Raw genomic sequence first — 23958 nt, forward strand, 5'->3', positions numbered from 1 at the left:
ATGCGCCTACTCATTTTGGGGGCAACGGGACAGGTGGGCTGGCAATTGGTGCAGCAGGCACCCCCTAGGGTTGAAGTGATTCCCGTTGCTCGCCAAGGCACCGCCGTCACCCTGGACCTGGAAGATTTAGATGCTATTTCTCCCTTGCTGAAAACCCTTCGCCCCGATGTGGTCATCAATGCGGCAGCCTATACTGCGGTGGATCAGGCGGAACAGGAAACCGAGCGGGCACAACGGATTAATAGCACCGCCGTTGGCCTCTTGGCAGCAACCATGGCTGAGCTAGGAGGGTTGCTGATTCACTACTCCACAGACTATGTCTTTGCGGGCAATCAATCCCTGCCCTATCGCGAAACCGATGCCCCTGCCCCCCTCAATGCCTATGGCTACACTAAGTGGCTAGGGGAGCAGGCGATCGCCCGCCATCACCCCGCCCACCTGATTTTGCGCACCAGTTGGGTTTATGACCTGCGGGGGAAGAACTTTCTGCGGACAATGGTTCGCCTTGCCCAAACCCGTCCTTTGGTGCGGGTGGTTGCCGATCAAATCGGTACGCCCACGGCTGCTCCCTTCATTGCCCAAGTCACCTATCAACTGCTGGAACACTGGCAGGCGACTCCCTCCCTCAGTGGCCTCTATCACCTGACACCCCGAGGCAGCACGAGTTGGTATGGCTTCGCAGCAAAAATTTTCGATCACCTGCGGGCCAAGGGCTATGCCGCCGCCACCCTGGAGGCGATTCCCAGCAGTGAGTATCCCACACGGGCCAAGCGACCCGCCTTTTCCACCCTCAACTGCGAGAAGTTGGAGACCGTTCTTGGGACTCCCCTCCCCCCTTGGGAAGCGGTCCTTGAACCACTTTTGCAGCAATTGGATCCTCAATCCGTTCTTTAGGGAGCTGTAGCAACGGTTGTTTTCATTTGGCTGAACCAGTCAATGAGCTGCTCCAGTTGTTTTTCTACGGGTTGTGTCCCTAGACCCCGCACAGTGATTTTGCCCTGACTATAGACAAATCGACTTTGGAGATGGGTGGGCAGTTGCTCCAGCAGCAGTTTCCAAGCTGGTTCCGCCATGGAAGTTTCCAAGATCACATGCTGCTTCCCTTCCGGGCGAATGCGACTAATGCCACACTGACGCGCCAGTTGCTTGAGTTCAACAACCCGCAGCAGTTGCTGAACTGATTTGGGCAATGCGCCATAGCGATCGCTCCACTCTGCGGCCAATTGCATCAAGTCTTCTTTGGTTGTGGCAGCGGAAACGGCGCGGTAGGCGGCCATCTTTTGCGCCAAGTCGGGCATATAGTCAGCGGGAATAAAGGCAGTGACATTGAGATCGATTTGGGTATCGTCAACGGTGGGAATCTCCTGACCACGAATTTCAGCGATCGCCTCCTCTAGCAGTTCCACGTACAAATCAAAGCCAACACTGTCCAGTTGACCGTGCTGCTGTGCCCCTAGGAGATTGCCCACACCGCGAATTTCCATGTCTCGTATCGCCAGTTGGTAACCCGATCCCAGTTGCGTAAATTCCTGAATTGCCCGCAGCCGTTGACGGGCGGCATCGGTGAGCACCTCTTGACGCGGGTAAAACAACCAGGCATGGGCCTGAATTCCCGCTCGGCCAACGCGACCCCGCAGTTGATAAAGCTGTGCCAACCCAAACCGCTGGGCATCCTCCACCAAAATCGTATTGACGCGGGGAATATCTAAGCCGGACTCAATGATAGTCGTACAAACCAGAATATCGGCCTCGCCATTGCTAAAGCCAAGCATCGTCGATTCCAGTTCCCCCTCTGCCATCTGGCCGTGGGCAATCAGAATACGGGCACCGACCACCATTCCTTGGAGCTTGGCCGCCACCGCCTCAATGCCCTCAACGCGGGGGACAACATAGAAAACTTGACCCCCCCGATCCAATTCTTGGCGAATTGCACTGCGGACTGTTTCTGGGTCATAGGGGGCAAGATGGGTTTGAATCGGGCGCCGCGAGGGCGGAGGTGTGGTAATCAGGCTCATTTCTCGCACCCCCGACAGGGCCATATAGAGGGTGCGCGGAATCGGTGTGGCACTGAGGGTGAGGACATCCACTTGGGTTTTGAGGGCTTTGATTTTCTCCTTTTGGTTGACACCAAAACGTTGTTCCTCATCCACCACCAGCAGTCCTAAGTCCCGGAATTTGACGCTGTTGCTGAGGAGTTGATGGGTGCCAACCACCACATCAATTTCGCCGATCTTTAGCTTTTGCAGGAGGTCTTGGCGCTCCCGCTCACTGCGAAAGCGGTTGAGTAGCCCCACTTGAATTGGATAGGGGGCAAAGCGTTCCTTGAGGGTATGGTAATGCTGCTGCGTCAGGATGGTGGTGGGGGCAAGAACGGCCACCTGCTTGCCCGCCATTACCGCCTTAAAGATGGCGCGAATGGCCACCTCAGTTTTACCAAAGCCAACATCCCCGCACACTAGCCGATCCATGGGGCGATCGCTCTCCATATCCGCCTTAACCTCTTGGATGGCCTTGAGTTGATCGGGGGTGGGTTGATAGGGAAATGAGTCCTCCATCTCCCGCTGCCAGGGCGTATCTGGCGGGAAGGCAAACCCCCGTTGTTGGGCGCGTTGGGCATAGAGTTGTAGCAGATCCACCGCCACTTTTTTGATGGCCTTGCGCACCCGGGCTTTGGTCCGTTCCCAAGTGTTGCCCGTTAATTTGTTGAGTTGGGGGGCCCTGTCTTCCTGGGTGCGGTAGCGCGAAAGACTGTTGAGTTGATCCGCAGCAACGCGGAGAATGCCATCGGCGTACTGCAAAACTAAGTACTCGCGGGTTTCATTGTTAATGGTGAGCGTTTCTAGGCGGAGAAACTGACCAATGCCGTGTTGGCGATGGACGACGTAGTCCCCCGGTTGCAGCTTGTTGAGATCCACCTGTTTAGCAGCAGCGCGGCGGCGTTTGCGCACATAGCCAAGGTTGACCAAGTTATGCTGGCCAAAGAACTCGCGATCGCTCACCAGCACCGTGCGGAACGTGGGCAAGATAAAGCCACTGATTTCCGCTAGACCGCTGGCCTTCAGGGCAATGGGCAGTCGCTGCTGTTGCAGCTTATCAATGGCCGGAAAATCCTTGGGATTGGGCACAAATTGGGCGGGGCAATCGTGCTCCTGCAAAAGCGCGACAGAGCGACTCGGCTGGGCAGAGACCAACCATACGGTATAGCCCTTGTCCCGCTCCTCCCGCAGCGTTGCCGCCAAGCGACCAAATTGGTGAGGAATCGCTGGAACCGCCCGTGCTGACAAATTGAGACCTAACCCCTCACTGGCCAGTTCATAGAGGTGCAGCCGTTGGAACCGCTCGAGGGCTTGGGCACTGGCGGACCAGGGGCGATGGATGGGGGGCGGGGGTGTTTCAAGGCTTTGCCAGTAGGTGTGGGTGTGTTCATACCAGCGATCCCCATGGGCAACACACAGGGGGGGCTCATCCACGGCAATGAGGGTTTGGGCAGGCAAATAATCCAAGAGGGAAGCGGGCTCCGGAAAAGCCAACCCAAGATAGCGCCGCAGTCCCTCCTGATCCTCGGGAATCAGATGGGCGTGATCCGCTGCCCGCAGGGCTTGGGCAATCAGGGGAGTAAAACTAATGGGCGTCAGGGTCACCTGCTCAAGGACATCCAGGCGATCCCCCTCGGTGTGTAGGGAGCGTTGACTGGCCGGATCAAACTCACGAATCGACTCAATCTCATCGCCGAACCACTGCAGGCGCACTGGTAGTTCCGCCGAGACGGGGAAAATATCAACAATGTCACCGCGCCGACTCCACTGACCCTCCGTTTCCACTAAGGAAACCCGCTCATAACCCAGGGCTGCCAGGGTGGTGGCCACCTCCCCTAGGGAGTACGCCTGACCCACCTGCAAGGTTAAACAGGCGGCACGAAACTGCTCTGGTGGCGGCAAATGGGGTTGCAGTGCCCGTTCCGTGGTGACAATTGCAATATTGGGGCGATCGCTCTCGACGAGGACTTGCAGTTGCCCCCAGACCATCTCCCCCTCCAAGTCAAAGAGGTCATAGGGAGAAGCCTCCGATGTTGGGTAAAAGAAAACCGCATCCCAACCCATGAGTTCCAATTGCGCCGCCCAGCGTCCCCCCTCCTCTAGGGTGGAAGTAATCACACACAGCGATTGCCGACTCTCCTGGGCCAAGGTGGTGGCCACCAAGCCCTTGACAAGGCGGGGCATCCCTGTGAGGACGAGTTCCCGTTGGTGTTGTAATTTGCTGAGCAGTTCAGCCGTCAGCGGCAGCTTACCCCAACTGCGGGGAATTGCCATTAAGGACATAGACAGTGTCAGCGCTAGAACTTTAGACTTCGATCTCCATCCCTTGGGGGAGCATTAGCAAATTAGCAAATAATAACGTCTCACACGCCATCCCCTCTCTAAAATATGGGATACATCAAGGGGATGCAATCTAGAAACTTCGTTCATAATGATTGAAGAGGTAGACTTCCTGACATTTGATGACGCGATCGCCCGATATTCCAGATATTGAGAGTCCCTCTCCTAACTCCTCAGCCATTGCTGACAGGTCCTTGGAGGAAAACATCCCCCTTGACCCGGAGGATGAATTGCCCAACGAAGTGGAAATGTCCCTCTGGGATCACCTTGAGGAGTTGCGGCAGCGGCTCTTTGTTGTCCTCGGCACCGTTGCTGTTACTATTGGGCTCTGCTTTAGCCAAGTCCGCTGGATCATTGAGTTCCTTGAAAAACCAGCCCAAGGCGCCAAGTTCCTGCAACTGAGTCCGGGGGAATACTTTTTTGTCTCCTGTAAAGCGGCGGCCTACAGCGGCATTCTGCTGGCCACCCCAATGATTCTCTACCAGGCCATCCGTTTTATCCTGCCGGGATTGACACGGCGTGAGCAACGCTTGCTGGCACCGGTGGTTTTCGGTTCATCCCTTCTCTTTATTGCTGGTTTGGTGTTTGCCTATACCCTCTTGGCTCCCGCTGCCCTCGGCTTTTTCATTAGCTATGGGGCAGAGGTGGTTGAGCAACTGTGGTCGATCGATCGCTATGTGGACTTTATTTTGCTGTTGCTCCTTGCCACTGGCCTTGCCTTTCAAGTCCCCATTCTCCAGATGGTTCTCATTGCCCTAGGCATTGTCTCAATTGCGCAACTCCTTAGCCAATGGCGCTACGTGGTGATGATTGCCGTGGCCGTGGCAGCGGTCTTGACCCCCTCCATCGACCCGATTACTCAGGGACTGTTGGCGGCTGCGCTGCTTGCCCTCTACTTTACGGGGATTGGCTTGGCGAAGCTAATGGGGATGGGGCGTCCTTAAAATAGCCCCAAAAAAGACTCAATTAGAAAAGATGATTTTGGCGATAAAAATCAATTATTGCGATCGCCCCTCGAACTTATCAAGGCTCTCAATAGAGATGATATGCTGATGTTGCCAAATCAGTGCGTCCCTTCGCGATCGCAAGAATGGCACTATTCTAACAAATTTTTGTGTTTATTTTAGGAGCAGTCTTCATGCCCATTGCCCTTGGGATGGTAGAGGTACTGGGTCATCCCCCTGCCTTAGCGGTTGCTGATGTCATGGTGAAAGCGGCGCGTGTTACCCTTGTGGGCTATGAAGTGGTCAGTGGTGCTCGCCTGACAATTATTGTGCGCGGTGATGTTTCTGAAGTGCAAATTGCCGTTGCAGCGGGTGTCGAAGCCGCTAAGAAAATTCCAGCTCAGAGTCCCAAGGAAAAAACCCTCTATTTGTCGTCAACGGTGATCCCGCGCCCCCACGAGAACTTAGAGGCCGTTTTCCCGAAAATGCGGTTCCAATATGGCGATGGCTGGGAGCGTTTTCTCGTTTAGCAGCCTTCAAAGGGCTTGGTCAAAGTTGCCCTCATGAGCAAAGCTTCACCGTCAAGATAATTGTCTCAGTAGGAAATAACCCAGCCGATCAGCTATCTCAACAGTGAAGCCTCAAAATCGCTAGGAAACAGCTTTAGAGGGGTACCTAGGCCAGACCAGTATTGACCCCGGGCTTACCCGTAAACAGTTCCACCTTCACAATTTTACCACCCATTTTTTGGATGCGTTGTTGCTCGCGGAACCAGTTTTCGTAGGGCACCAGTTTCGTGAAATAGGTGTTTTGCAGTTCGCGCTGGGTGCGAATACGGGTTTGACTCGGCACACAGGCGGTAATTTTGAACATGCGCATGGGATGGGACTCCAAATCTGTGTGGGGTGATTACACGTCTGGGAGCTAAAGGCCAGATTCAGACTGTTTAAGCACAATTGCCATGACAGGCTGACACTCTAACCCCTAACTCCCAGACAGATGTGCCACTGGAGAGCTGTACTTAGCTTAAGCCAGAGCAGATGTAGTCAAAGTAGATGCCCATTTCTTTGCCGGCATCTGCACCCACCAAGCTGGCGGTGACTTCTTTCATGGCTTGGATGGCTTGGACAGTGGCAGCGATGGGCACACCCAAGGAGTTGTAGGTTTCTTTCAACCCATTGAGCACCCGCTCATCGAGGATAGAAGGATCTCCAGCCAACATGGCATAGGTGGCATAGCGCAGGTAGTAGTCGAGGTCGCGGATACAGGCTGCATAGCGACGGGTGGTGTACATGTTGCCACCGGGACGGGTGATGTCAGAGTACAGCAGGGATTTGGCCACTGCTTCTTTGACAATGTTGGCGGCATTGGCACTGATGACGCTTGCAGCCCGCACCCGTAGTTCACCCGTTGCGAAGTAAGCTTTCAGCTTCTCCATGGCGGCGGTGTCGAGGTATTTGCCTTGCACGTCAGAGGCGTTGATGACAGCGGTAATCGCGTCTTGCATAGTTCTTTTTCCTCAAAAACTATTTGGATGATGGATCAATGTCAATGAAGGATGCTGAGGCGACCTACTGCATGGCGCCAATCACAAAGTCAAAGTAAGAACCGGCTTCAGCGGCATCTTCCGCAGACAGCAGCGAGCAAGCCACGTTCTTCATGGCGCGAATTCCTTCGGCCACGGCGGGAATGGGGGTGCCGAGGGAGTTGTACATTTCACGCACACCCACCAAACCAATTTCTTCAATGGGGGTCACATCACCCGCAACGATACCGTAGGTCACAAGCCGCAGATAGTAGTCGAGGTCCCGCAGGCAGGTGGCGGTCATTTCTTCACCGTAGGCATTGCCACCGGGGGAGACCACATCAGGCCGTTTTTGGAAGAGTTGATCGCCCGCTTGCTTGACAATCCGCTCACGGTTTTCTGTCAGGGTTTGGGCAATGCGCAGACGACGCTCGCCAGTGCTGACAAAGTTTTTAATGCGATCCAGTTCACCGGGGCTGAGGTAACGGGCCTCGGCATCTGCATTCACGATCGATTTCGTGACGACGCTCATTGAGTTCCTCCAAAGTTGGAATTGTAAAACAAGGGTCTTGATAATGTGGCATCTGCCATTGGAATGTTACGACTCACCCACCTCCCAAAGGAGAGATAGGTAGGGCGATGGACCCGACGAGCTGACGTAACCTTCCGCAAACATTCTCAGGCATAGGGGGGACATCTCCCACATTATCGCAATCCTTTTTAACATTCTTAACGTTTTTTCAAAAATCTGCTAGGGGCAGCTATTCCAGCCATTCAATAATACGGCTGCCAAGGTCGAGGGGAATATTCACCGCCTTGCCGAGGCGGGGCTTTTCACGGGTGGTCTCAATATAGGTGCAGACCTGCTGGGCACAGCCCCAGTCGTTGAGGTGCTGCGCGATCGCCCCTAGGTGGGCAGCATAGTCTTCGGGGGTATCAGGATAAGAGGCCTGCTCCAGGTAGCGCCACATGACCTGCAAAAAGATGCGATTGCCAACGCGGCGAAACTGAAGGTCAAAGGAGCGCCCCCATTTGCGCAGGAGCAAGGCATGGAGTTCATCACCAGTAAGGGGCGTCAGCATTGTCAGAATTTCAGCCCTTGGGGTTGGGACGGCTCGGACGGTGTAATAATAGTTAATAAACGTAATTATTTTACGGCTGTCCGTTTCGATTCCTTAAGTAAATAAGCGTAAACCATGGCTCAAGTTTCTGGAATGTCTGATGTGCCCGATATGGGGCGGCGACAGTTTATGAATCTGCTGACGTTTGGTACCATCACTGGTACAGCGTTGGGTGCCCTCTATCCTGTCGTCAAGTATTTTATTCCACCCGCCAGTGGCGGCACGGGGGGTGGTGCGGTTGCCAAGGATGCTTTGGGCAACGATATTAAGGTTTCCGAGTATCTCGCAAAGCATTTGCCGGGCGATCGCTCCCTCGCCCAAGGGATTAAAGGAGATCCCACCTACGTGATTGTTACTGAAGATCACCAAATTGCCAATTACGGCTTGAATGCCGTCTGCACTCACCTGGGTTGTGTCGTACCTTGGAATGTGAGTGAAAACAAATTCATTTGTCCTTGCCACGGCTCCCAATACGATAGCACCGGTAAAGTAGTGCGTGGTCCTGCTCCCCTGTCCTTGGCACTGGTGAAGGCCACGGTTACAGAAGATGACAAACTGGTGTTTACCCCCTGGACGGAAATTGATTTCCGCACAGGCAAAGAACCTTGGTGGACGTAAAAAGACATTTAGGGAGTGGTATGAAACACTTTTTTAAATCCTTGACGCTGGCGATCGCCCTTGCCGCCAGTGTACTTTTTTGGTCACCGCAAGCGCAGGCCTATCCCTTCTATGCCCAGCAGGGATACGAGAGTCCTCGGGAAGCCACTGGTCGGATTGTCTGTGCCAACTGCCACTTAGCTGCTAAGCCTATCCAAGTTGAAGTGCCCCAGGCCGTTACCCCCGATTCCGTTTTTGAAGCGGTGGTAAAAATTCCCTACGATACTAGTGTGCAACAGGTGTTGGGGGATGGCTCTAAGGGGGGTCTGAATGTCGGTGCGGTGCTGATGCTGCCAGAGGGCTTCAAAATTGCTCCCCCCGATCGCCTCCCTGAGGAGCTGCAAGCCAAAACCAGCGGCATTTACTACCAACCCTACAGTGACGATCAGCAAAACATTATTCTCGTGGGTCCCCTGCCGGGTGAGCAGTATCAGGAAATTGTTTTCCCCATCCTCGCCCCCAACCCTGGGACGGATAAATCGATCCACTTCGGCAAATATGCTGTCCATGCCGGGGGCAACCGCGGTCGCGGCCAAGTCTATCCCAACGGCGAAAAGAGCAACAACAATGTCTTTACGGCACCGATCGCCGGCACCATTACTAGTATTACCCCTAACCCCGATGGCAGCACGGCGGTGGTGATTACCCCCGAGAATGGCGAAGCCGTGACGGAAACCGTTCCCGCTGGCCCTGAGCTCATTGTCCGTGAAGGCCAAACGGTGGTTGCTGGTGCAGCCCTGACCAACAATCCCAATGTGGGTGGTTTTGGCCAAAAAGACACGGAAATTGTCCTTCAGGACCCCAACCGCATTAAGTGGTTGCTGGTCTTCTTTGCCGCCATTACACTTTCCCAGATTCTCTTGGTTCTGAAGAAGAAACAGGTGGAGAAAGTGCAAGCAGCGGAGATGAGTTTTTAGGGAGTTGTATCCCCAAGGGTTGTGCGACACTTCCATGACACGATTGCGGCGATCGCCACGGCTATTGTGCCCCAGCAAGGGAGTATCGGCATTGTCCGTCTCTCCGGCGCCAAAGCGGTAGCGATTGCCCAATCTTTATTTGAGGCCCCTGGCAAGCAGCCTTGGGAATCCCATCGTATTCTCTATGGCTATGTCCGAGACCCCCAAACCAAGGAACGGGTCGATGAAGCGCTCCTGCTTTTAATGCTTGCTCCCCGTTCCTATACCCGTGAAGATGTGGTGGAATTTCACTGTCATGGTGGTCTCATCCCTGTTCAGCGCGTGCTGCAACTTTGTGTGGCCGCCGGGGCACGCCTCGCAGATCCGGGGGAATTTACACTCCGGGCTTTCCTCAACGGTCGCCTTGATCTCACCCAAGCTGAGAGTGTGGCTGAACTGGTGGCTGCCCAATCCACCACCGCCGCCCAAATAGCGCTGGCGGGTCTGACGGGCAAATTGGCTCGCCCTCTCCAGCAGATTCGGCAAACTTGCTTATCTCTGTTGGCAGAAATTGAAGCGCGACTAGATTTTACTGACGAGCTACCTCCCCTTGACCCCGCAGCCATTGCTGAGCAAATTCGTCAGTTACAACATCAGGTAGAGGCATTTTTAGCCACGGCAGAGCGGGGAGCACTGATTCGCACCGGACTCAAAGTGGCAATTGTTGGTCGCCCTAATGTCGGTAAGTCGAGTTTGCTCAATGCCTGGAGCCGGAGCGATCGCGCCATTGTCACCGATTTACCGGGCACCACCCGTGATATTGTTGAGTCTCAATTGGTTGTGGGTGGGATTCCAATCCAAGTGCTTGATACCGCAGGCATTCGCGAGACCGATAACCTTGTGGAACAAATTGGCGTCCAGCGATCGCGCCAAGCCGCCCTCAGCGCTGATCTCATTCTCCTGGTCATCGATGCTAGTCAAGGGTGGACCGCCGCCGATCAGGCGATTTACGACCAACTCCAGCTAAAACAGCGGCGGCAGCAAGCGCCTCAGTCAGTCTTAGTTGTTTTGAACAAAGCGGATCTCCTCAGTGAAACCACAGAGGTTAAAGATATTCCATTGCCCATTGCCCCCATTCCCACCGTCCTGCTTTCGGCTCTCAGTCAAAGGGGAATTGAGCAGCTTGAGGACGCCATTTTGCACCTTGTCCAGGGTCAAGGGGTGAGCGCCGCCAACCTAGACTTTGCGATCAACCAACGCCAAGCCGGGCTCTTGGAACAGGTCCACCAATCCCTCAATCATGTGCTTGCGGCCATTGATGCCCAACTGCCCCTGGATTTTTGGACAATTGACCTGCATGCGGCTGCCCGGGCCCTTGGCACATTGACGGGGGAAGAGGTCACCGAGTCAGTCCTCACAGAAATCTTTAGCCGCTTTTGTATTGGTAAATAGGCCATGCTGGGCAAAACCAGTTATCGTTTTCTTCTTCCCTATGTATTGCGCTATTGGCGAACCCTCTCCCTAGCACTGCTGTGTACGGTGGGCTTTGTGGGCACGGCCCCCTTGGCTGCTCAGTTAGTGGGTCAAACCTCGGAACTAGTGGGGACAGGCAATGTGAGGCAGTTATTACCGTGGGCAGGGGCTGCCATCCTGCTCTTTCTGGGGCGGGGGATCTGTCAATTTGGTCAAGATGTGTTGATGGCCGATGCTGCTTTTCGGGTGGTTTACGATATTCGTTTAATTTTGTATGCCCACCTGCATCGCCTTGGGGTGGATTTTTTTGAGCGCATGGGCAGTGGTGATCTCACCTACCGATTAACGGGGGATGTGGAGGCGATCGCCATGGTCATCACTAGAGTATTTCAACAACTTTTGCCTGCTTTGTTAACAGCGATCGCCCTCATGGCCTATATGTTTTATCTCAACTGGCCACTCACCCTAGCGGCTTTGATCATCACTCCCCTGATGGTGGCCGCAATCAGTTGGTTTGGTGAGCGCTTACGCACTGCTTCGCGGCGTAACCAAGATGCCCTTGGCGGACTGTCCTCCTACCTTACGGAAACCTTCGCGGGAATTCGCTTAATCAAGGCATTTGCCACGGAGGAGACCATCTTGCACCGCTTTCAGCAAGAGGCGGAAAAGAACCGCCGGGCCTATTTCCAAATTGCTCGGATTCAGTCAACGCAGTACCCTGTGGTGGGTTTCTTAGAAGCCTTGAGTATCATGAGCTTGTTTTTGCTGGGGACATGGCAAATTGGCGCCGGCAATCTCACACCCGCCCAATTGATTAGCTTTGGCGCCGCTGCCGCTTTACTCATCGATCCCGTCAATCAAATCTCCAGCAGCTATAGCTCCCTCAAAGTTGCTGAAGCCTCTTTAGATCGGAGTTTTAGCCTATTGGCGATTGCACCGAATGTGCAGGAAGTCAGGGATGCCCAACCCCTACCCCCCATTACTGGCAAGGTGGAATACCGCCATGTGTGGTTTGCCTATGAGCTTGATCAACCCGTGCTGCAGGACTTCAATCTCCTGGTGCAGCCTGGGGAAGTGGTGGCGCTGGTTGGCCATTCCGGGGCAGGCAAGTCAACCCTCATTAACCTCCTGCTGCGGTTCTACGATCCCCAAGCGGGGCAAATTCTCATTGATGGCATTGATATTAAAACCGTCACCCTCAAGAGTTTACGGCGGCAAATTGGGATTGTTCCTCAGGAAACGATTCTTTTCTCAGGGACCATTGCCCAAAATATTGCTTTTGGTGACTCCGAACCGGATTGGGAACGACTCATTGAGGCAGCCAAAATTGCCAATGCCCACGACTTCATTGACCGCTTTCCCGATGGCTATCAGACATGGGTGGGAGAAAGGGGAATTAACCTTTCTGGGGGTCAGCGCCAACGCCTGGCGATCGCCCGCGCTGTTTATGCCGATCCACGGATTTTAATTTTGGATGAGGCGACCTCCGCTTTGGACTCCGAATCAGAGACCTTAGTGCAAAATGCCTTGGAGAAGGCAATGAGGGGGCGCACTGTCTTTATGATTGCCCACCGTTTGGCCACGGTTCGTCGGGCCGATCGCATTCTTGTTCTAGAGCAGGGGCGGATCATTGAAAGTGGCAGCCATCAAGAACTGCTGGCCCAGTCTGCCCGCTATGCCCAGTTCTACACCCAGCAGTATCTCCCAGACGGGAAATGACCTTTGTGCTGATGGAGTGGCCCTTTGGCTTCTATCTTCTGAATTTGGGAGGGGATGTTTCCGCAATGGCCGGATGTGAAAATAGACGTTGAATTCTTAAGATCAGCGAGGACGGCTATGGGGAGCATTATTTCTGTGCATTCTTTTCGTGGGGGCACAGGCAAATCCAATACAACCGCAAATCTGGGCTGTACCTTGGCGATATTGGGCTATCGGGTGGCGATCGTGGACACCGATATTCAATCCCCCGGTATCCATGTGCTCTTTGGCCTTGAGTCGGAAGATACGGAACATGCCCTGAATGATTACCTCTGGGGACGCTGTGACATTACCGATGTAGCGCGGGATGTCAGCCATCTCATTACTGCCCACGGCCAACCAGCCAAAGGAGCCATCTATCTGATTCCCTCTAGCCTGAAAACGAGTGAAATTACCCGTGTGCTGCGGGAGGGCTACGATGTCGGTCTACTCAATGATGGTTTTCAGCAGTTGTTGCAAGGGCTGAATCTGGACTTTTTGCTGATTGATACCCACCCTGGACTGAATGAGGAAACCCTGCTTTCGATTACAATTTCCGATGCCTTGGTACTCATTCTGCGGCCCGATCGCCAAGACTTTCAAGGAACAGCGGTCACAGTTGATGTGGCGCGGCAGCTTGATGTGCCGAAAATGCTGATGGTGGTTAACAAAGTCCCCAGTGCTTTTCATCAAGATTCCCTCAAGCAGCAGGTGGAGACGACCTATGGGGTGCCGGTTGCGGGTATCCTGCCTGTTTGTGAAGAGATGTTTCAACTAGGGAGCAGCGATATTTTCTGTTTACGCTACCCTGAGCATCCCTACAGTCTGGTGGTCAGGAGGGTTGTGCAGCATTTGTTGGATTAGGATAGCCTAGGGGTAGGGACCGTTATTTTGATCCTTTCTGGGTGCCACTGCTGTGGAGGAACAGGACCGATGATGAATAGTCAAATATTGACATCCTCCCCCCGCTAAAGCAGGGGGATTCCCAAAATCACTTTTGAGACTTTCTGCTTCTTCGCAGTTGCCCTTTAGACGTATGCCTATCAGGTCTTACACCCGCTCCACAGACTGTAACCGTGTGTCCCACGGCCAAAATATTCCCAGCGGCATTTACATCCCGATCATGGTGCGCCCCACACTTAGGACAGTCCCATTCTCGGACGCTCAATGGCAGCCGCTCAACAATGTGACCACACTGTCCACAGCGTTTAGAACTGGGAAACCATTGGTCAATCTTCACCAGTGTCCGACCATACCACTGGGCCTTGTATTCCAATTGCCGTACCAGTTCACCCCATCCAGCATCACTGATGGATCGGGCAAGCTGACGGTTCTTGACCATATTCTTCACAGCCAACCACTCGATTACGATCGTTTGGTTTTCACGTATCAATCGAGTCGTCAACTGGTGCAAATGGTCTTTTCTGGAATCAGAGATTTTCTGGTGAATCTTGGCAACTTTCAACCGCGCCTTATGCCAATTGCGAGAGCCTTTTTGTTTGCGACTCAAAGACCGCTGCGCCTTACGGAGTCGTTTGTAGTAGCGGTTAAAGTGCTTGGGGTTGGCAATCTTTTCCCCTGTGCTCAGGGTAATGAGGCTGCTAATCCCTACGTCCAAACCAACCGACGGGTCGACGGGCTGCAGTGTCAACTCTCTGGGGTCATCAAACCTCAGACTGATGTACCACTGTCCAGCAGGGTTAAGCCTGATGGTCACCGTGGATGGTTCAACACCATCTGGAAGCCGTCTCGACCAGCGAATATTCAGCGGTTCGTTGCACTTTGCCAAGAATACTTTTCCGTCTTTCCACCTAAAAGCAGACTTGGTGAATTCTGCGCTACCGCCATTGCGTTTCTTTTTGAAGTTGGGATATTTTGCCCGACCTGCAAAGAAGTTACTGAAAGCAGATTGCAGATGTCTCAATGCCTGCTGCAAGGGGACAGAACTAACCTGATTCAAAAACTGAAGGTCATCTTGCTTCTTCCACTTAGTAAGCAAGGCAGAGGTTTGAACGTAGTCAAGCCTCTCTTTTCGTTCATACCAGGCTTCTGTTCTCGCTGCCAGTGCTCGGTTATAAACCAACCGAACACAGCCCAATGTTTTCCGAAGCAGGGATTCCTGCTCGGTCGTTGGGTAGAAGCGGTAACTGAAAGCCTTTTGCATGCTTTAAATTATAGCGATTATTCTGTGAGTAGCACAACTATACTTGGCAGTCACAGACTGCCGCTCCTATCCCTCCCCTCCCTAAAGGAGGGGGTCTCTCGGAGGTAAAGATGAATAGTCAAGACGCCAGCAGTGCTTCCGATGGGGGTCTCAATCCAGCAGATTTACTGGTTTTGCCCGATCGCCAGCGCTCCCTTTTGACACTGATGATGCGCCAGCCGCTGCCCCGCACTGTGCCAGAATTGGCTGAGCAGTTGCAGTGGTCTGCCCAGGAGGTCAGCGCCATCCTCGCGGAGGTTCTTCAACTGGGCTATGTAACAGCTAACAATGACACCTACCAAGTCAAATTCGGACGGCGTACCCCGCGCCTCCAAGCCAAGGGTCCGTCGCCCCGTGTCGCGGCGGTTTGGGACAAGTTGGGCTAGGTCTCAAGCAGCGGTTTTTCCTCACGTCCTCTAATGATCAGGGATAACCCGTGTGGTACGCTTGATCAGGTTAAGTTTCGCAGAGGAAAGTCAAGAGGAGTGCGCCCAAAAGTTCTTGCTGGCAACTGGAAAATGCACAAAACGCAACAGGAGGCAGTGGCCTTCCTACAGGAGTTCTTAGGGGAATTGGTGGACACCCCCAGCGATCGCGAGGTGGTGCTGTGTGTTCCCTACACCTGTTTGAGTGTATTGTCTAAGAGTCTGCATGGAACACGGGTGAAGCTGGGGGCCCAAAATGTCCACTGGGCAGATCAGGGGGCGTTTACGGGGGAAATTTCCCCACCGATGTTGGTGGAGCTGGGGGTGCGCTACGTCATTATTGGCCACAGTGAGCGGCGGCAGTATTTTGGTGAAACGGATGCCACGGTTAACCAGCGGCTCAGGGCTGCCCAAAGCCACGGCCTGACACCGATTCTCTGTGTCGGTGAAACGAAAGCGCAACGGGCTGCCGGCGAAACAGAAAACCACATCTTTCAGCAGTTGGCCCTGGACTTGGTGGATGTGGATCAAACCAATTTGGTGATTGCCTACGAGCCTATTTGGGCGATCGGTACCGGTGATACCTGTGAAGAAACGGAAGCAAACCGCGTCATTGGTTTGATTCGCAGTCAGTTGCACAATCCCGATGTCCCCATTCAGTACGGTGGCTCAGTCAATGCAAACAATATTGATGCCATCATGGCCCAGCCAGAAATTGATGGGGTGCTGGTGGGTGGCGCCAGTTTGCAGCCACAGAGTTTTGGGCGCATTGTTAATTACAAGCCCCTTTGAACATCCCCTGAAGTTCTGCGTCAGTGCCCTACATCACCCCTGATCCAAGAGATAGAGCACAGTCTTCTGCGCAGAAAAACCGCAAGATATCAACATACAGCCTTTTTGCCCAGGATTGAAACCCCCTACAGAGCGCCAGGCTGTGTGTGCCCCCAAAAGGGGTCGTAGCCAGCAATTTATTACAACTGTTATCGTTTGCTGGCGGATGGCTTCATTTTCTTTTAGGATCGAAGTAAGGCTGAGCGATGCCGAAAGGAGGCCGACGATGCGCCAACAACTCTTCAGTACTTTGACGGTTTTAGTTGCTTTGGTTGGTCTCAGCAGGGCGGTTGTGGCACAGCCGATGGCGATCGCTACCCTAACACCCCCTGAACTTCAGGAACTGCAACGCCTGGTGCCCCGCAGTGCCGAGGACTACTACAACCTGGGATTAATGCACCAAGGTAGGGGTGATCTGGCTGCTGCTATTGATGCCTTTAGCCAAGCGATCAAACTCAACCCCAGTGCAGACTACTACTTTGCTCGCGGCCTGGCCTACTATGACCAAGGGGATATGCAGCGGGCGATCGCTGACTTTACTACGGCACTGGGCGACGATCCACAGTTTATTGCTGCCTACTACAACCGAGGCATGGCCTATCTTGCCCTGCAAAACTACGATGCCGCAATTGCGGACTTTGATGCTGCCCTAGCACGGGATCCTCAATTTGTTGCTGCCTACTATAGTCGGGGCATGGCCCACTTCGACAGGGGCAATGTGGAATTGGCACAACGGGACTATGAGCGGGCTCGCGCGCTCAACCCAGCCATGACAGCCCAGTACTACGATCGCGCCCCCCGTCCCCTCACCGGTGGTCCCTAGTGCCTGAAGCCACCAATTACGGCGATAATAGAGGATAATGTGCACGATAAGGATGAGCGATCGCGCCTATGGCCAGAACCCCTTCTGAATTTGCAGTTCATTTATTTCTGGAGGGCGGTCACCGTGAGGAGGTGCGCTTCCCCACGATTCAAGACTTCCAGAAGTGGTACAGCAACGAGCTAGCGGCCAAAGCAGATTCCAACGACTTTATTTCTGTTCCTATTAAAAATATTCAAGGGGAATACATGGTGGTGCGCCCCTCAAAAGTCTTTGCGATTCGGGTAGAGCCTGTGTTTGCCTCCAGTGTGGATCGGTTTGCCTAGAATCTATGGCGGGTTTATGGACAGGAGGGCTTCAAGGGGTTGTCATCCTCGCAACGAGCGCGATCGCGACCGCACCAACCGTTGCCCCCTTGATGCGCCAAAGCCAACTCCCACCCACAGTTGCCCTAGATACTGCCCTCTGGGAATCCCGCGGTGAGCGAACACGACTCCTGCAAGCCATTGATCATAGTTTGCGGTACCTGCGTACTGAGAAGGCCCGCCGAGACTACGCCGCCTACACCGCTGCTGGCCAACCCGGCGCCACCCTTGGCCCCAATCTCCATCAGCGGGTCATCCGCTCCCTCGAACGCTTTCGTCATCTGGTACAAACCCGTCGCTCTGCGGCAGAACTGCAAGCCGCCGTCAAACGAGAATTTGTTTTTTATCAATCCATTGGCAGCGATGGCCAAGGGCGAGTGGACTTCACAGGCTATTATGCACCGACCTATCGTGCCAGCTTAGTGCCCACAGCAGAATACCGCTATCCCCTATTTCGGCGTCCCCCTGATTTTGAGCAGTGGTCAGAGCCGCACCCCACCCGCTTGGAACTGGAAGGAGCGGATGGGCAGCAGTGGCGCAATGGCCCTTTGCGGGGTCTAGAACTGGTCTATTTGCGCGATCGCCTCGAGGCCTTTTTGGTTCACGTCCAGGGGTCGGCTGAGTTGCAACTGCCCGATGGTCGCCGCTTCACCGTTGGCTATGCCGGCAAAACGAATCACCCCTACACCAGTATTGGCCAAGAACTCATTCGCGATGGCAAGATTGCCCGGGAGGAACTGACACTGCCGCGCCTCATGGCTTACTTTGAGGCCAATCCCGCTGAGCTCGATCGCTATTTGCCCCGCAACGCCAACTTCGTCTTCTTCGAACACACCCAAGGGCGTCCTCCCACCGGCAGTCTCTCGACGCCGGTCACCCCAGAGCGCTCGATCGCCACCGATAAGTCTCTAATGCCACCGGGCGCCTTGGCGGTGATCACCACGCAGATTCCCCTCAAGGCCCAAGGCCAATGGCGGCAAACTCCCGTGAGCCGTTTTGTTTTGGATCAGGATACGGGGAGTGCCATTCGGGGGCCAGGTCGGGTCGATATTTTCATGGGCACGGGAGATGTCGCCAAAGCGCGGGCGGGTCTCATCAATACGCCGGGGCAGTTGTACTACTTGCTGCTGCGGCAATAGCTAGGGTTGCAGGGCAACTTTGATGACTTGGCGCGCCTTCATGGCTTGGAGGACAGTTTCAATCTCCATGAGGGGGGCTTGACCACTAATGAGCTTCTCGAAGGGCAGTGTACCGCTGGCAATCAATTGCAGAGCCTGGCGGACAAAGGAGGGGGTGTTGTGAAAGACCCCCTTGAGGGTGAGTTCTTCGTAGTGGAGGCGTTCTGTATCCACGCGGATAGTGGTTTCCCGAGGACAACCGCCAAAGAGGTTGATTGTGGCACCCGGCCGACCACAGGCGATCGCTGTTTCCCAGACTTCAGGAACCCCCGTGGCTTCAATGACAATGTCGGCCCCCCGTCCTTCCGTCCAGTCTTTGACGACGGCGGGAATATCCCCGCACTGGTGATGATTGATGGTTTGCTCTGCCCCAAAGGTGGTGGCGATCGCTAGCCGCTGATTGGAACCACCAAAGGCAAGCACCCGTGCCCCCTGCTGGGCCAGCACACCAACAAACATCAGACCAATGGCGCCATCCCCAAGGACAACGATTTGCGGTGGACTCGGCCACGTTGCCACCATCGCGGGGTCAAAGCCAGAGCGGGCCACACCGTGGAGGACACAGGCGAGGGGTTCGGTCAGCGCCGCCAAAGCAAAGGGGAGGGACTCTGGAATGGGCAAAAGGTTTTGGCGGACAATACTGGCGGGAAGTTTCAGATACTCGGCAAAGGTGCCATTGTTAAACTCCAGATGGGGACATAGGGAAAAGGCCTGGCGCTGACAATAAAAACACTGGCCACAGGGGGCAGAATTATTGGCCACCACGCGATCGCCCACCTGCCATCCAGTCACACCGGCTCCCAGGGCAACAATTTCGCCGGCGGCTTCATGGCCAAAGAGAATCGGCGGTGTCAGCATGCGGGCATGACCCCCCCGCCGCCATACCTTCAAGTCGGTGCCACAGGTGGTGGCAGCCCGTACCCGAATCACCACTTCCCCCGGCCCCGGCGTCGGATCGGGGACGGTTTCAATACGGACATCTTCTTTGCCGTAGAGCACTGCTGCTTTCATTGCAGATCCCCATGGATTAGGCCAACCATTGCAGGAGGACGCAGAGCAGTCCCAAGAGGGCCACGACCCCATAGAAGGTCCTCACTATCCGCAGTTCTGACCAGCCCCCCAGCTCAAAGTGATGGTGTAGAGGTGCCATGCGCAGCAGTCGCTTGCCCACGCCGTCGGGGCCTTTTGTTGCTTTGTAGTAGAGCACTTGGGCAATCACCGAGAGGGACTCCACAAAAAAAAGACCACTGACAATCAATAGTTCCCAGAGGTGGTGACTGGCCAAACCAATGCCCGCCAGCACTGCCCCAAGGGCCAGGGAACCTGTATCCCCCATAAACACCCGGGCCGGATGGTGATTGTGCCAAAGGAAGCCAAGGCAGGCGCCACTCATGACAACGGCCAGAATTTGCAAGTCGGGATAGGGGCTGAGAATGATGCCTAAAGTCAGTAGGGCGATCGCCCCAGTGCCACCGGCAAGACCATCGAGCCCATCGGTCAGATTCAGGGCATTCCCTTCCGCCATCGGCACAAAAATGGCTAAGGGGATGAAGGCCATCCCTAAGGGCCAGACCCAGCCCCAAGGAGCGGTCACAACCGTTGCCGTAGGATCACTAGCCACCAGCCAAGCACAAAACAGCGCCGCGCCAATGCCCTCAAGAAGCAGCCGCAGCCGTGCTGATAATCCTTTGTTGGATTGGCGCCGCAGAACTTGCCAGTCGTCCCACCAACCAATGGCGGCATACCACAGCACCAGGAGCGCGATCGCCCCCACAGTGGGCGACAGCTTCCCCTGAGCAAACCCCGTCCACAGGAACGCCAGCCCTAACCCCGTCGGCACAAAAAAGATTCCCCCCATTGTCGGCGTGCCCGATTTTTGCAGGTGAGATTGCGGGCCATCTTCGCGGATAATTTGCCCGGTTTTTAACCGCCGCAACAGGGGCACAACGGCCATCCCCAGAACCGCCACGAGGGCAAAACTCACCAACCAAGGCAGGGTTAAGGTTTGCAACGGCTGTTGCCAGTGGTTTGCTCCCGTATCGTAAGCAATAGTAACAATGAGGAGGCCAATCGCGAGAAGACGAAAAAGCCGCTGTCCTGCCCGCCAACGGGGTTCAATGGCGGCGGTGGTTTTGGTGGAGGGCATGGGGGGTCGCTCTAGCACATCACTCCGATGATAGAGGGGATCTGTGCCCTACTCCTCAAGCCCTAGGTCCTCTTCTTCGTCGTCGTAATCGCCAAAGGAGTCACCCACAAATTCCTCAATTTCACCCATATCATCGAGGGCGCTATCAATGATCGGGTCCGCCTCATTGGCGTCCCGGGCAATTAATCGACCCGTTTGCCGTAACCATTCCAAAATAGAGTGATCGGAACGACCCGCAGCAGTTAAGTTCTTTTGGGAAATGGGTTCTTCGTACAAAGAGGGGTTGTATAGGGTCATAGGGGTAGGGTGAACAGTATTGGGATAGTCCAACCTTTTAGTGTAACGTTTGCCCCAGGGAATGTAAATCTGCCCGTTGTGGCGATCGCGCCAAGGGCCTACTCAGGCAGGGGCAAGGAGCCAAAAGAGGGATCGCAAAAAGACTCTCCTGAAGCCAAGGTGATCGAGTTGAGTGCCTTCAAGCAAGGGGATTGATATTTCTGTTGGCAGGGCGATGTCTGGCGATCGCCCCCGGCACTAGAAGGTCAAACACGGCCGAGGAGAAACACCCTTGACCACTTACGCTACAATAAACCCTGATGTTCTTGGAGATTGGAGACAGCAACATCCCCTCAATAAGACATTGGCAGAAAAGGCAATTGATGAATGAAGACCACACCGCAGATAGGCCGCATTTGCCCTGATCCTATCCTGGCCAAGCAGCAGGCAACCCAGACGCCGCCCAAAAACCACCCCTGAAGACCCCAGACAAAAGCAGTGCCAGTGTAGCGTTGAACCGTGACCTCGCCCCTTTCCAGTGCGACCTTGAACCAACTGACCCCATTGCTGGGTAGCCTAGCTCGGCTGGTCGCCCGCGGCTCACCCCTCAACAACCAGCAGTTGCAGACCCTCCTCCTGGGCGTTGATCTGCAACAAGACCCCGCCGCCCTAGCGGAACTCCAGCGCTGGGGACAATTGCTGACACAACTGCACCAGAACCCCTCCGAGGACAACCGCCACGCCACCGTAGAAGCCTTAATGCTGCGCGGCCTAGGGGAAGCTGCGGTATTACTGGCCGTGGACACCGTTGCCGGCCGAGCCACCGAAACAGCTCCCCCCTCATCCCAAAGCCAACGTCTGAGGGCGAGCGTGGCCAGGTTAGACCTAGGAATGCTTGCCCCCGGCCAGAGGGCAACAGCCGAGTTTGAAGTGACCGGGGGCCCTGGGCAAATCGTCGTCGAGAGCAGCCAAGTGCAGGTGAGCCCCCAACAGTTCGGAGCCGGGACCACCCGCATCCAGGTGGTAGTGAAGCCCCTGAGGTCTGGCGTCGTGTGGACACCGCTGCGGCTAGTGACAGCCAGGGAGACCCTAGAGGTGCCGCTAGTGGTGCAGTGGTCAGATTTCCAGACGGCACCGGCAGGCCTGGTGGTTGCCCCCGATGGCAGCGGTGACTTTCGCACGCTGGCAGAAGCAGTACGGAGCGTCTCAGCCGGCACCACCCTCTACCTGAAGGCCGGCACACATCGCCTGGAGCATCCCTTGACCATTGATAAGGCGCTCACACTGATCGGGGAGGGCATGGAAACCACCCGCATCGTTTGTGGGGGCGAAGGGTGGGTTGTGAAGTTTGCAGGGGAGGGGCTGTTCAGTGCCAGCGACATTGCCTTTGTGCACGAAGGCAGCCACTGGGCCGATGTGGTTGAGGTGAATAGGGGTGAGATATCCTTTGTGCACTGCCGCTTCAGCGGTGGCGTGCGGGACAAGGACAATGAGCGTGGTGGGGATGGCCTGTGGCTAGGTGGAACCGTCACAGGACTGGTGAGCAACTGCCAGGCCACGGGAAATCAGTGGGTAGGCATCCGGGTCTGCGAGCAGGCGCAACCAACCCTGGAGGGCAACACCTGCCAGGGGAACAACTTGTGCGGCATCGCCTACTTTGGTAATGCAGGGGGCATCGCTCGCCAGAACACCTGCAGCGGCAATGAGCAGCGCGGCATTCTTGTGGGCGAGCAGGCACAACCAACCCTGGAGGGCAACACCTGCCAGGGGAACAAGGGGAGCGGCATCGCTTACGGTGGCAGGGCAGGGGGCGTGGCTCGCCAGAATACCTGCAGCGGCAATGAGGACCATGGCATCTATGTGGACAAGCAGGCGCAACCAACCCTGGAGGGCAACACCTGCCAGGGGAACAAGTTGAACGGCATCGCCTACTTTGGTAGTGCAGGGGGCATCGCTCGCCAGAACACCTGCAGCGGCAATGAGTACTATGGCATCTATGTGGGCGAGCAGGCGCAGCCAACCCTGGAGGGCAACACCTGCCAGGGGAACAAGTTGTGCGGCATCGCCTACGTTGGCAGTGCAGCGGGCATCGCTCGCCAGAATACCTGCAGCGACAATGGATGCGGCATTGTTGTGGGCGAGCAGGCACAACCAACCCTGGAGGGCAACACCTGCCAGGGGAACAAGCAGTGCGGCATCGCCTACGTTGACAGTGCAGGGGGCATCGCTCGCCAGAACACCTGCAGCGGCAACGAGTACCATGGCATCGAGTTGGGCCAGCAAGCGCAGCCAACCCTGGAGGTCAACACCTGCAAGGGGAACAAGCAAAGCGGCATCGCCTACTTTGGTAGTGCAGGGGGCATCGCCCGCCAGAACACCTGCAGCGACAATGAGTATCGTGGCATCGAGTTGGGCGAGCAGGCGCGGCCAACCCTGGAGGGCAACACCTGCCAGGGGAACAAGAGGAGCGGCATCCTCTACGCTGGCAGTGCAGGGGGCATAGCTCGCCAGAATACCTGCAGCGGCAATGAGTACCAGGGCATCTATGTGGGCCAGCAGGCGCAACCAACCCTGGAGGGCAACACCTGCCAGGGGAACAAGGGGAGCGGCATCGCTTACGGTGGCAGGGCAGGGGGCGTGGCTCGCCAGAATACCTGCAGCGGCAATGAGGACCATGGCATCTATGTGGACAAGCAGGCGCAACCAACCCTGGAGGGCAACACCTGCCAGGGGAACAAACAGGTTGGTATAGGCTACTTTGGCAGTGCAGGGGGCATCGCTCGCCAGAACACCTGCAGCGGTAATGGGGACGCTGGCATCTATGTGGGCTGGCAGGCGCGGCCAACCCTGGAGGACAACACCTGCCAAGGGAACAGGGGGGGGACAGTGAACGATATGCGACTTCTTTTCAAGAATCCGCTTACCTATCTGATGACCTTACTCAACGGGAACACGTAGGGGGAGGTGAACGAGATGCGGCGTTGA

Annotated in this window: 23 protein-coding genes; 14 read left to right on the forward strand and 9 right to left on the reverse strand. The window is 55.3% G+C overall.

Translation table 11 applies throughout. The annotated features are described in order from the left end of the window. Positions 1-894 carry a dTDP-4-dehydrorhamnose reductase gene (gene rfbD / locus TLL_RS04810; RefSeq protein ID WP_164920788.1) on the forward strand — a complete coding sequence of 298 codons (894 nt, stop codon included), beginning with the start codon at positions 1-3 and terminating at the stop codon, positions 892-894. On the opposite strand, the gene mfd is transcribed toward rfbD, so the two are convergent. Then, the gene (mfd, locus tag TLL_RS04815; RefSeq protein WP_011056796.1) at positions 891-4319 is read right to left on the reverse strand and encodes a transcription-repair coupling factor; all 3429 of its coding nucleotides are present in this window, start codon (positions 4317-4319) and stop codon (positions 891-893) included. The genes rfbD and mfd overlap by 4 nt on opposite strands. Before the next feature lie 179 nt (positions 4320-4498). Between mfd and tatC the strand changes: the two genes are divergently transcribed. Both tatC and TLL_RS04825 read left to right on the forward strand, forming a co-directional pair. After that, positions 4499-5320, forward strand: coding sequence for a twin-arginine translocase subunit TatC (tatC, locus tag TLL_RS04820; RefSeq protein ID WP_011056797.1), 822 nt, complete (start codon positions 4499-4501; stop codon positions 5318-5320). A 194-nt stretch (positions 5321-5514) separates the two neighbouring features. Continuing rightward, positions 5515-5850 (forward strand): carbon dioxide-concentrating mechanism protein CcmK, encoded by a 336-nt coding sequence (locus tag TLL_RS04825; RefSeq protein WP_024125880.1) that lies wholly within the window; start codon positions 5515-5517, stop codon positions 5848-5850. 145 nt (positions 5851-5995) lie between these two features. Here the strand turns inward: TLL_RS04825 and TLL_RS04830 are convergent, their stop codons facing one another. From TLL_RS04830 to TLL_RS04845, 4 genes are all read right to left on the reverse strand, one after another. Continuing rightward, the gene (locus tag TLL_RS04830) at positions 5996-6199 is read right to left on the reverse strand and encodes a phycobilisome linker polypeptide (RefSeq protein WP_011056799.1); all 204 of its coding nucleotides are present in this window, start codon (positions 6197-6199) and stop codon (positions 5996-5998) included. Between the two features lie 142 nt (positions 6200-6341). After that, the gene (gene apcB, locus TLL_RS04835; RefSeq protein ID WP_011056800.1) at positions 6342-6827 is read right to left on the reverse strand and encodes an allophycocyanin subunit beta; all 486 of its coding nucleotides are present in this window, start codon (positions 6825-6827) and stop codon (positions 6342-6344) included. 64 nt (positions 6828-6891) lie between these two features. Beyond that, positions 6892-7377 (reverse strand): allophycocyanin subunit alpha, encoded by a 486-nt coding sequence (apcA, locus tag TLL_RS04840; RefSeq protein WP_011056801.1) that lies wholly within the window; start codon positions 7375-7377, stop codon positions 6892-6894. 229 nt (positions 7378-7606) lie between these two features. Then, complete coding sequence (locus tag TLL_RS04845) at positions 7607-7927, reverse strand: DUF3067 family protein (RefSeq protein WP_011056802.1); 321 nt, start codon at positions 7925-7927, stop codon at positions 7607-7609. Positions 7928-8041: 114 nt separating this feature from the next. Here TLL_RS04845 and petC point away from each other — a divergent pair, with 114 nt between their 5' ends. From petC to TLL_RS04870, 5 genes are all read left to right on the forward strand, one after another. Further along, on the forward strand, positions 8042-8584 hold the full coding sequence (gene petC, locus TLL_RS04850) for a cytochrome b6-f complex iron-sulfur subunit (RefSeq protein WP_011056803.1): 543 nt from the start codon (positions 8042-8044) through the stop codon (positions 8582-8584). 20 nt (positions 8585-8604) lie between these two features. Further along, on the forward strand, positions 8605-9540 hold the full coding sequence (petA, locus tag TLL_RS04855; protein ID WP_011056804.1) for a cytochrome f: 936 nt from the start codon (positions 8605-8607) through the stop codon (positions 9538-9540). 21 nt (positions 9541-9561) lie between these two features. Continuing rightward, the gene (gene mnmE, locus TLL_RS04860; protein ID WP_011056805.1) at positions 9562-10971 is read left to right on the forward strand and encodes a tRNA uridine-5-carboxymethylaminomethyl(34) synthesis GTPase MnmE; all 1410 of its coding nucleotides are present in this window, start codon (positions 9562-9564) and stop codon (positions 10969-10971) included. Positions 10972-10974: 3 nt separating this feature from the next. Continuing rightward, on the forward strand, positions 10975-12711 hold the full coding sequence (locus TLL_RS04865) for an ABC transporter ATP-binding protein (protein WP_011056806.1): 1737 nt from the start codon (positions 10975-10977) through the stop codon (positions 12709-12711). 117 nt (positions 12712-12828) lie between these two features. Next, the gene (locus TLL_RS04870) at positions 12829-13593 is read left to right on the forward strand and encodes a MinD/ParA family ATP-binding protein (RefSeq protein ID WP_164920789.1); all 765 of its coding nucleotides are present in this window, start codon (positions 12829-12831) and stop codon (positions 13591-13593) included. 127 nt (positions 13594-13720) lie between these two features. Here the strand turns inward: TLL_RS04870 and TLL_RS04875 are convergent, their stop codons facing one another. After that, positions 13721-14893, reverse strand: coding sequence for an RNA-guided endonuclease InsQ/TnpB family protein (locus TLL_RS04875; protein ID WP_011056808.1), 1173 nt, complete (start codon positions 14891-14893; stop codon positions 13721-13723). A gap of 110 nt (positions 14894-15003) precedes the next feature. Between TLL_RS04875 and TLL_RS04880 the strand changes: the two genes are divergently transcribed. From TLL_RS04880 to TLL_RS04900, 5 genes are all read left to right on the forward strand, one after another. Next, the gene (locus TLL_RS04880) at positions 15004-15318 is read left to right on the forward strand and encodes a MarR family transcriptional regulator (RefSeq protein ID WP_011056809.1); all 315 of its coding nucleotides are present in this window, start codon (positions 15004-15006) and stop codon (positions 15316-15318) included. 99 nt (positions 15319-15417) lie between these two features. Beyond that, positions 15418-16149 (forward strand): triose-phosphate isomerase, encoded by a 732-nt coding sequence (tpiA, locus tag TLL_RS04885; protein ID WP_164920790.1) that lies wholly within the window; start codon positions 15418-15420, stop codon positions 16147-16149. A gap of 265 nt (positions 16150-16414) precedes the next feature. Beyond that, a complete protein-coding gene (locus TLL_RS04890; RefSeq protein ID WP_164920791.1) occupies positions 16415-17011 on the forward strand; it encodes a tetratricopeptide repeat protein in 597 nt (198 codons plus the stop codon). Between the two features lie 68 nt (positions 17012-17079). Then, the gene (locus TLL_RS04895; RefSeq protein WP_011056812.1) at positions 17080-17334 is read left to right on the forward strand and encodes a hypothetical protein; all 255 of its coding nucleotides are present in this window, start codon (positions 17080-17082) and stop codon (positions 17332-17334) included. Between the two features lie 5 nt (positions 17335-17339). Beyond that, the gene (locus tag TLL_RS04900; protein ID WP_011056813.1) at positions 17340-18512 is read left to right on the forward strand and encodes a murein transglycosylase A; all 1173 of its coding nucleotides are present in this window, start codon (positions 17340-17342) and stop codon (positions 18510-18512) included. Here TLL_RS04900 and TLL_RS04905 read toward each other — a convergent pair whose 3' ends face one another. The 3 genes from TLL_RS04905 to TLL_RS04915 are packed head-to-tail and all read right to left on the reverse strand — an operon-like array spanning position 18513 to position 20994. Further along, entirely contained in the window at positions 18513-19562 is a 1050-nt protein-coding gene (locus tag TLL_RS04905; RefSeq protein ID WP_164920792.1) for a zinc-dependent alcohol dehydrogenase, read from the reverse strand. It abuts the gene before it with no gap. 16 nt (positions 19563-19578) lie between these two features. Then, complete coding sequence (gene mraY, locus TLL_RS04910; RefSeq protein ID WP_231833831.1) at positions 19579-20697, reverse strand: phospho-N-acetylmuramoyl-pentapeptide-transferase; 1119 nt, start codon at positions 20695-20697, stop codon at positions 19579-19581. Between the two features lie 48 nt (positions 20698-20745). After that, a complete protein-coding gene (locus tag TLL_RS04915; RefSeq protein WP_011056816.1) occupies positions 20746-20994 on the reverse strand; it encodes a DUF3134 domain-containing protein in 249 nt (82 codons plus the stop codon). A gap of 498 nt (positions 20995-21492) precedes the next feature. Here TLL_RS04915 and TLL_RS04920 point away from each other — a divergent pair, with 498 nt between their 5' ends. Further along, positions 21493-23931, forward strand: a complete 2439-nt coding sequence (locus TLL_RS04920; protein ID WP_011056817.1) for a right-handed parallel beta-helix repeat-containing protein — start codon at positions 21493-21495, stop codon at positions 23929-23931. Positions 23932-23958 lie beyond the last annotated feature (27 nt).

Origin of the sequence: Thermosynechococcus vestitus BP-1, from assembly GCF_000011345.1 — a bacterium.
GTDB classification, from domain to species: domain Bacteria; phylum Cyanobacteriota; class Cyanobacteriia; order Thermosynechococcales; family Thermosynechococcaceae; genus Thermosynechococcus; species Thermosynechococcus vestitus.

Excerpts from the sequence above, each read along its gene's own strand:
- TLL_RS04845 (WP_011056802.1), bottom strand. The coding sequence starts at position 7,927 with ATGCTGACGCCCCTTACTGGTGATGAACTCCATGCCTTGCTCCTGCGC.
- petA (WP_011056804.1), top strand. The coding sequence starts at position 8,605 with ATGAAACACTTTTTTAAATCCTTGACGCTGGCGATCGCCCTTGCCGCC.
- tatC (WP_011056797.1), top strand. The coding sequence starts at position 4,499 with ATGACGCGATCGCCCGATATTCCAGATATTGAGAGTCCCTCTCCTAAC.
- apcA (WP_011056801.1), bottom strand. The coding sequence starts at position 7,377 with ATGAGCGTCGTCACGAAATCGATCGTGAATGCAGATGCCGAGGCCCGT.
- TLL_RS04830 (WP_011056799.1), bottom strand. The coding sequence starts at position 6,199 with ATGCGCATGTTCAAAATTACCGCCTGTGTGCCGAGTCAAACCCGTATT.
- mraY (WP_231833831.1), bottom strand. The coding sequence starts at position 20,697 with ATGCCCTCCACCAAAACCACCGCCGCCATTGAACCCCGTTGGCGGGCA.
- rfbD (WP_164920788.1), top strand. The coding sequence starts at position 1 with ATGCGCCTACTCATTTTGGGGGCAACGGGACAGGTGGGCTGGCAATTG.
- TLL_RS04825 (WP_024125880.1), top strand. The coding sequence starts at position 5,515 with ATGCCCATTGCCCTTGGGATGGTAGAGGTACTGGGTCATCCCCCTGCC.
- TLL_RS04905 (WP_164920792.1), bottom strand. The coding sequence starts at position 19,562 with ATGAAAGCAGCAGTGCTCTACGGCAAAGAAGATGTCCGTATTGAAACC.
- TLL_RS04890 (WP_164920791.1), top strand. The coding sequence starts at position 16,415 with ATGCGCCAACAACTCTTCAGTACTTTGACGGTTTTAGTTGCTTTGGTT.
- apcB (WP_011056800.1), bottom strand. The coding sequence starts at position 6,827 with ATGCAAGACGCGATTACCGCTGTCATCAACGCCTCTGACGTGCAAGGC.
- TLL_RS04870 (WP_164920789.1), top strand. The coding sequence starts at position 12,829 with ATGGGGAGCATTATTTCTGTGCATTCTTTTCGTGGGGGCACAGGCAAA.
- TLL_RS04880 (WP_011056809.1), top strand. The coding sequence starts at position 15,004 with ATGAATAGTCAAGACGCCAGCAGTGCTTCCGATGGGGGTCTCAATCCA.
- TLL_RS04915 (WP_011056816.1), bottom strand. The coding sequence starts at position 20,994 with ATGACCCTATACAACCCCTCTTTGTACGAAGAACCCATTTCCCAAAAG.
- mfd (WP_011056796.1), bottom strand. The coding sequence starts at position 4,319 with ATGTCCTTAATGGCAATTCCCCGCAGTTGGGGTAAGCTGCCGCTGACG.
- TLL_RS04875 (WP_011056808.1), bottom strand. The coding sequence starts at position 14,893 with ATGCAAAAGGCTTTCAGTTACCGCTTCTACCCAACGACCGAGCAGGAA.
- TLL_RS04895 (WP_011056812.1), top strand. The coding sequence starts at position 17,080 with ATGGCCAGAACCCCTTCTGAATTTGCAGTTCATTTATTTCTGGAGGGC.
- TLL_RS04900 (WP_011056813.1), top strand. The coding sequence starts at position 17,340 with ATGGCGGGTTTATGGACAGGAGGGCTTCAAGGGGTTGTCATCCTCGCA.
- petC (WP_011056803.1), top strand. The coding sequence starts at position 8,042 with ATGGCTCAAGTTTCTGGAATGTCTGATGTGCCCGATATGGGGCGGCGA.
- TLL_RS04865 (WP_011056806.1), top strand. The coding sequence starts at position 10,975 with ATGCTGGGCAAAACCAGTTATCGTTTTCTTCTTCCCTATGTATTGCGC.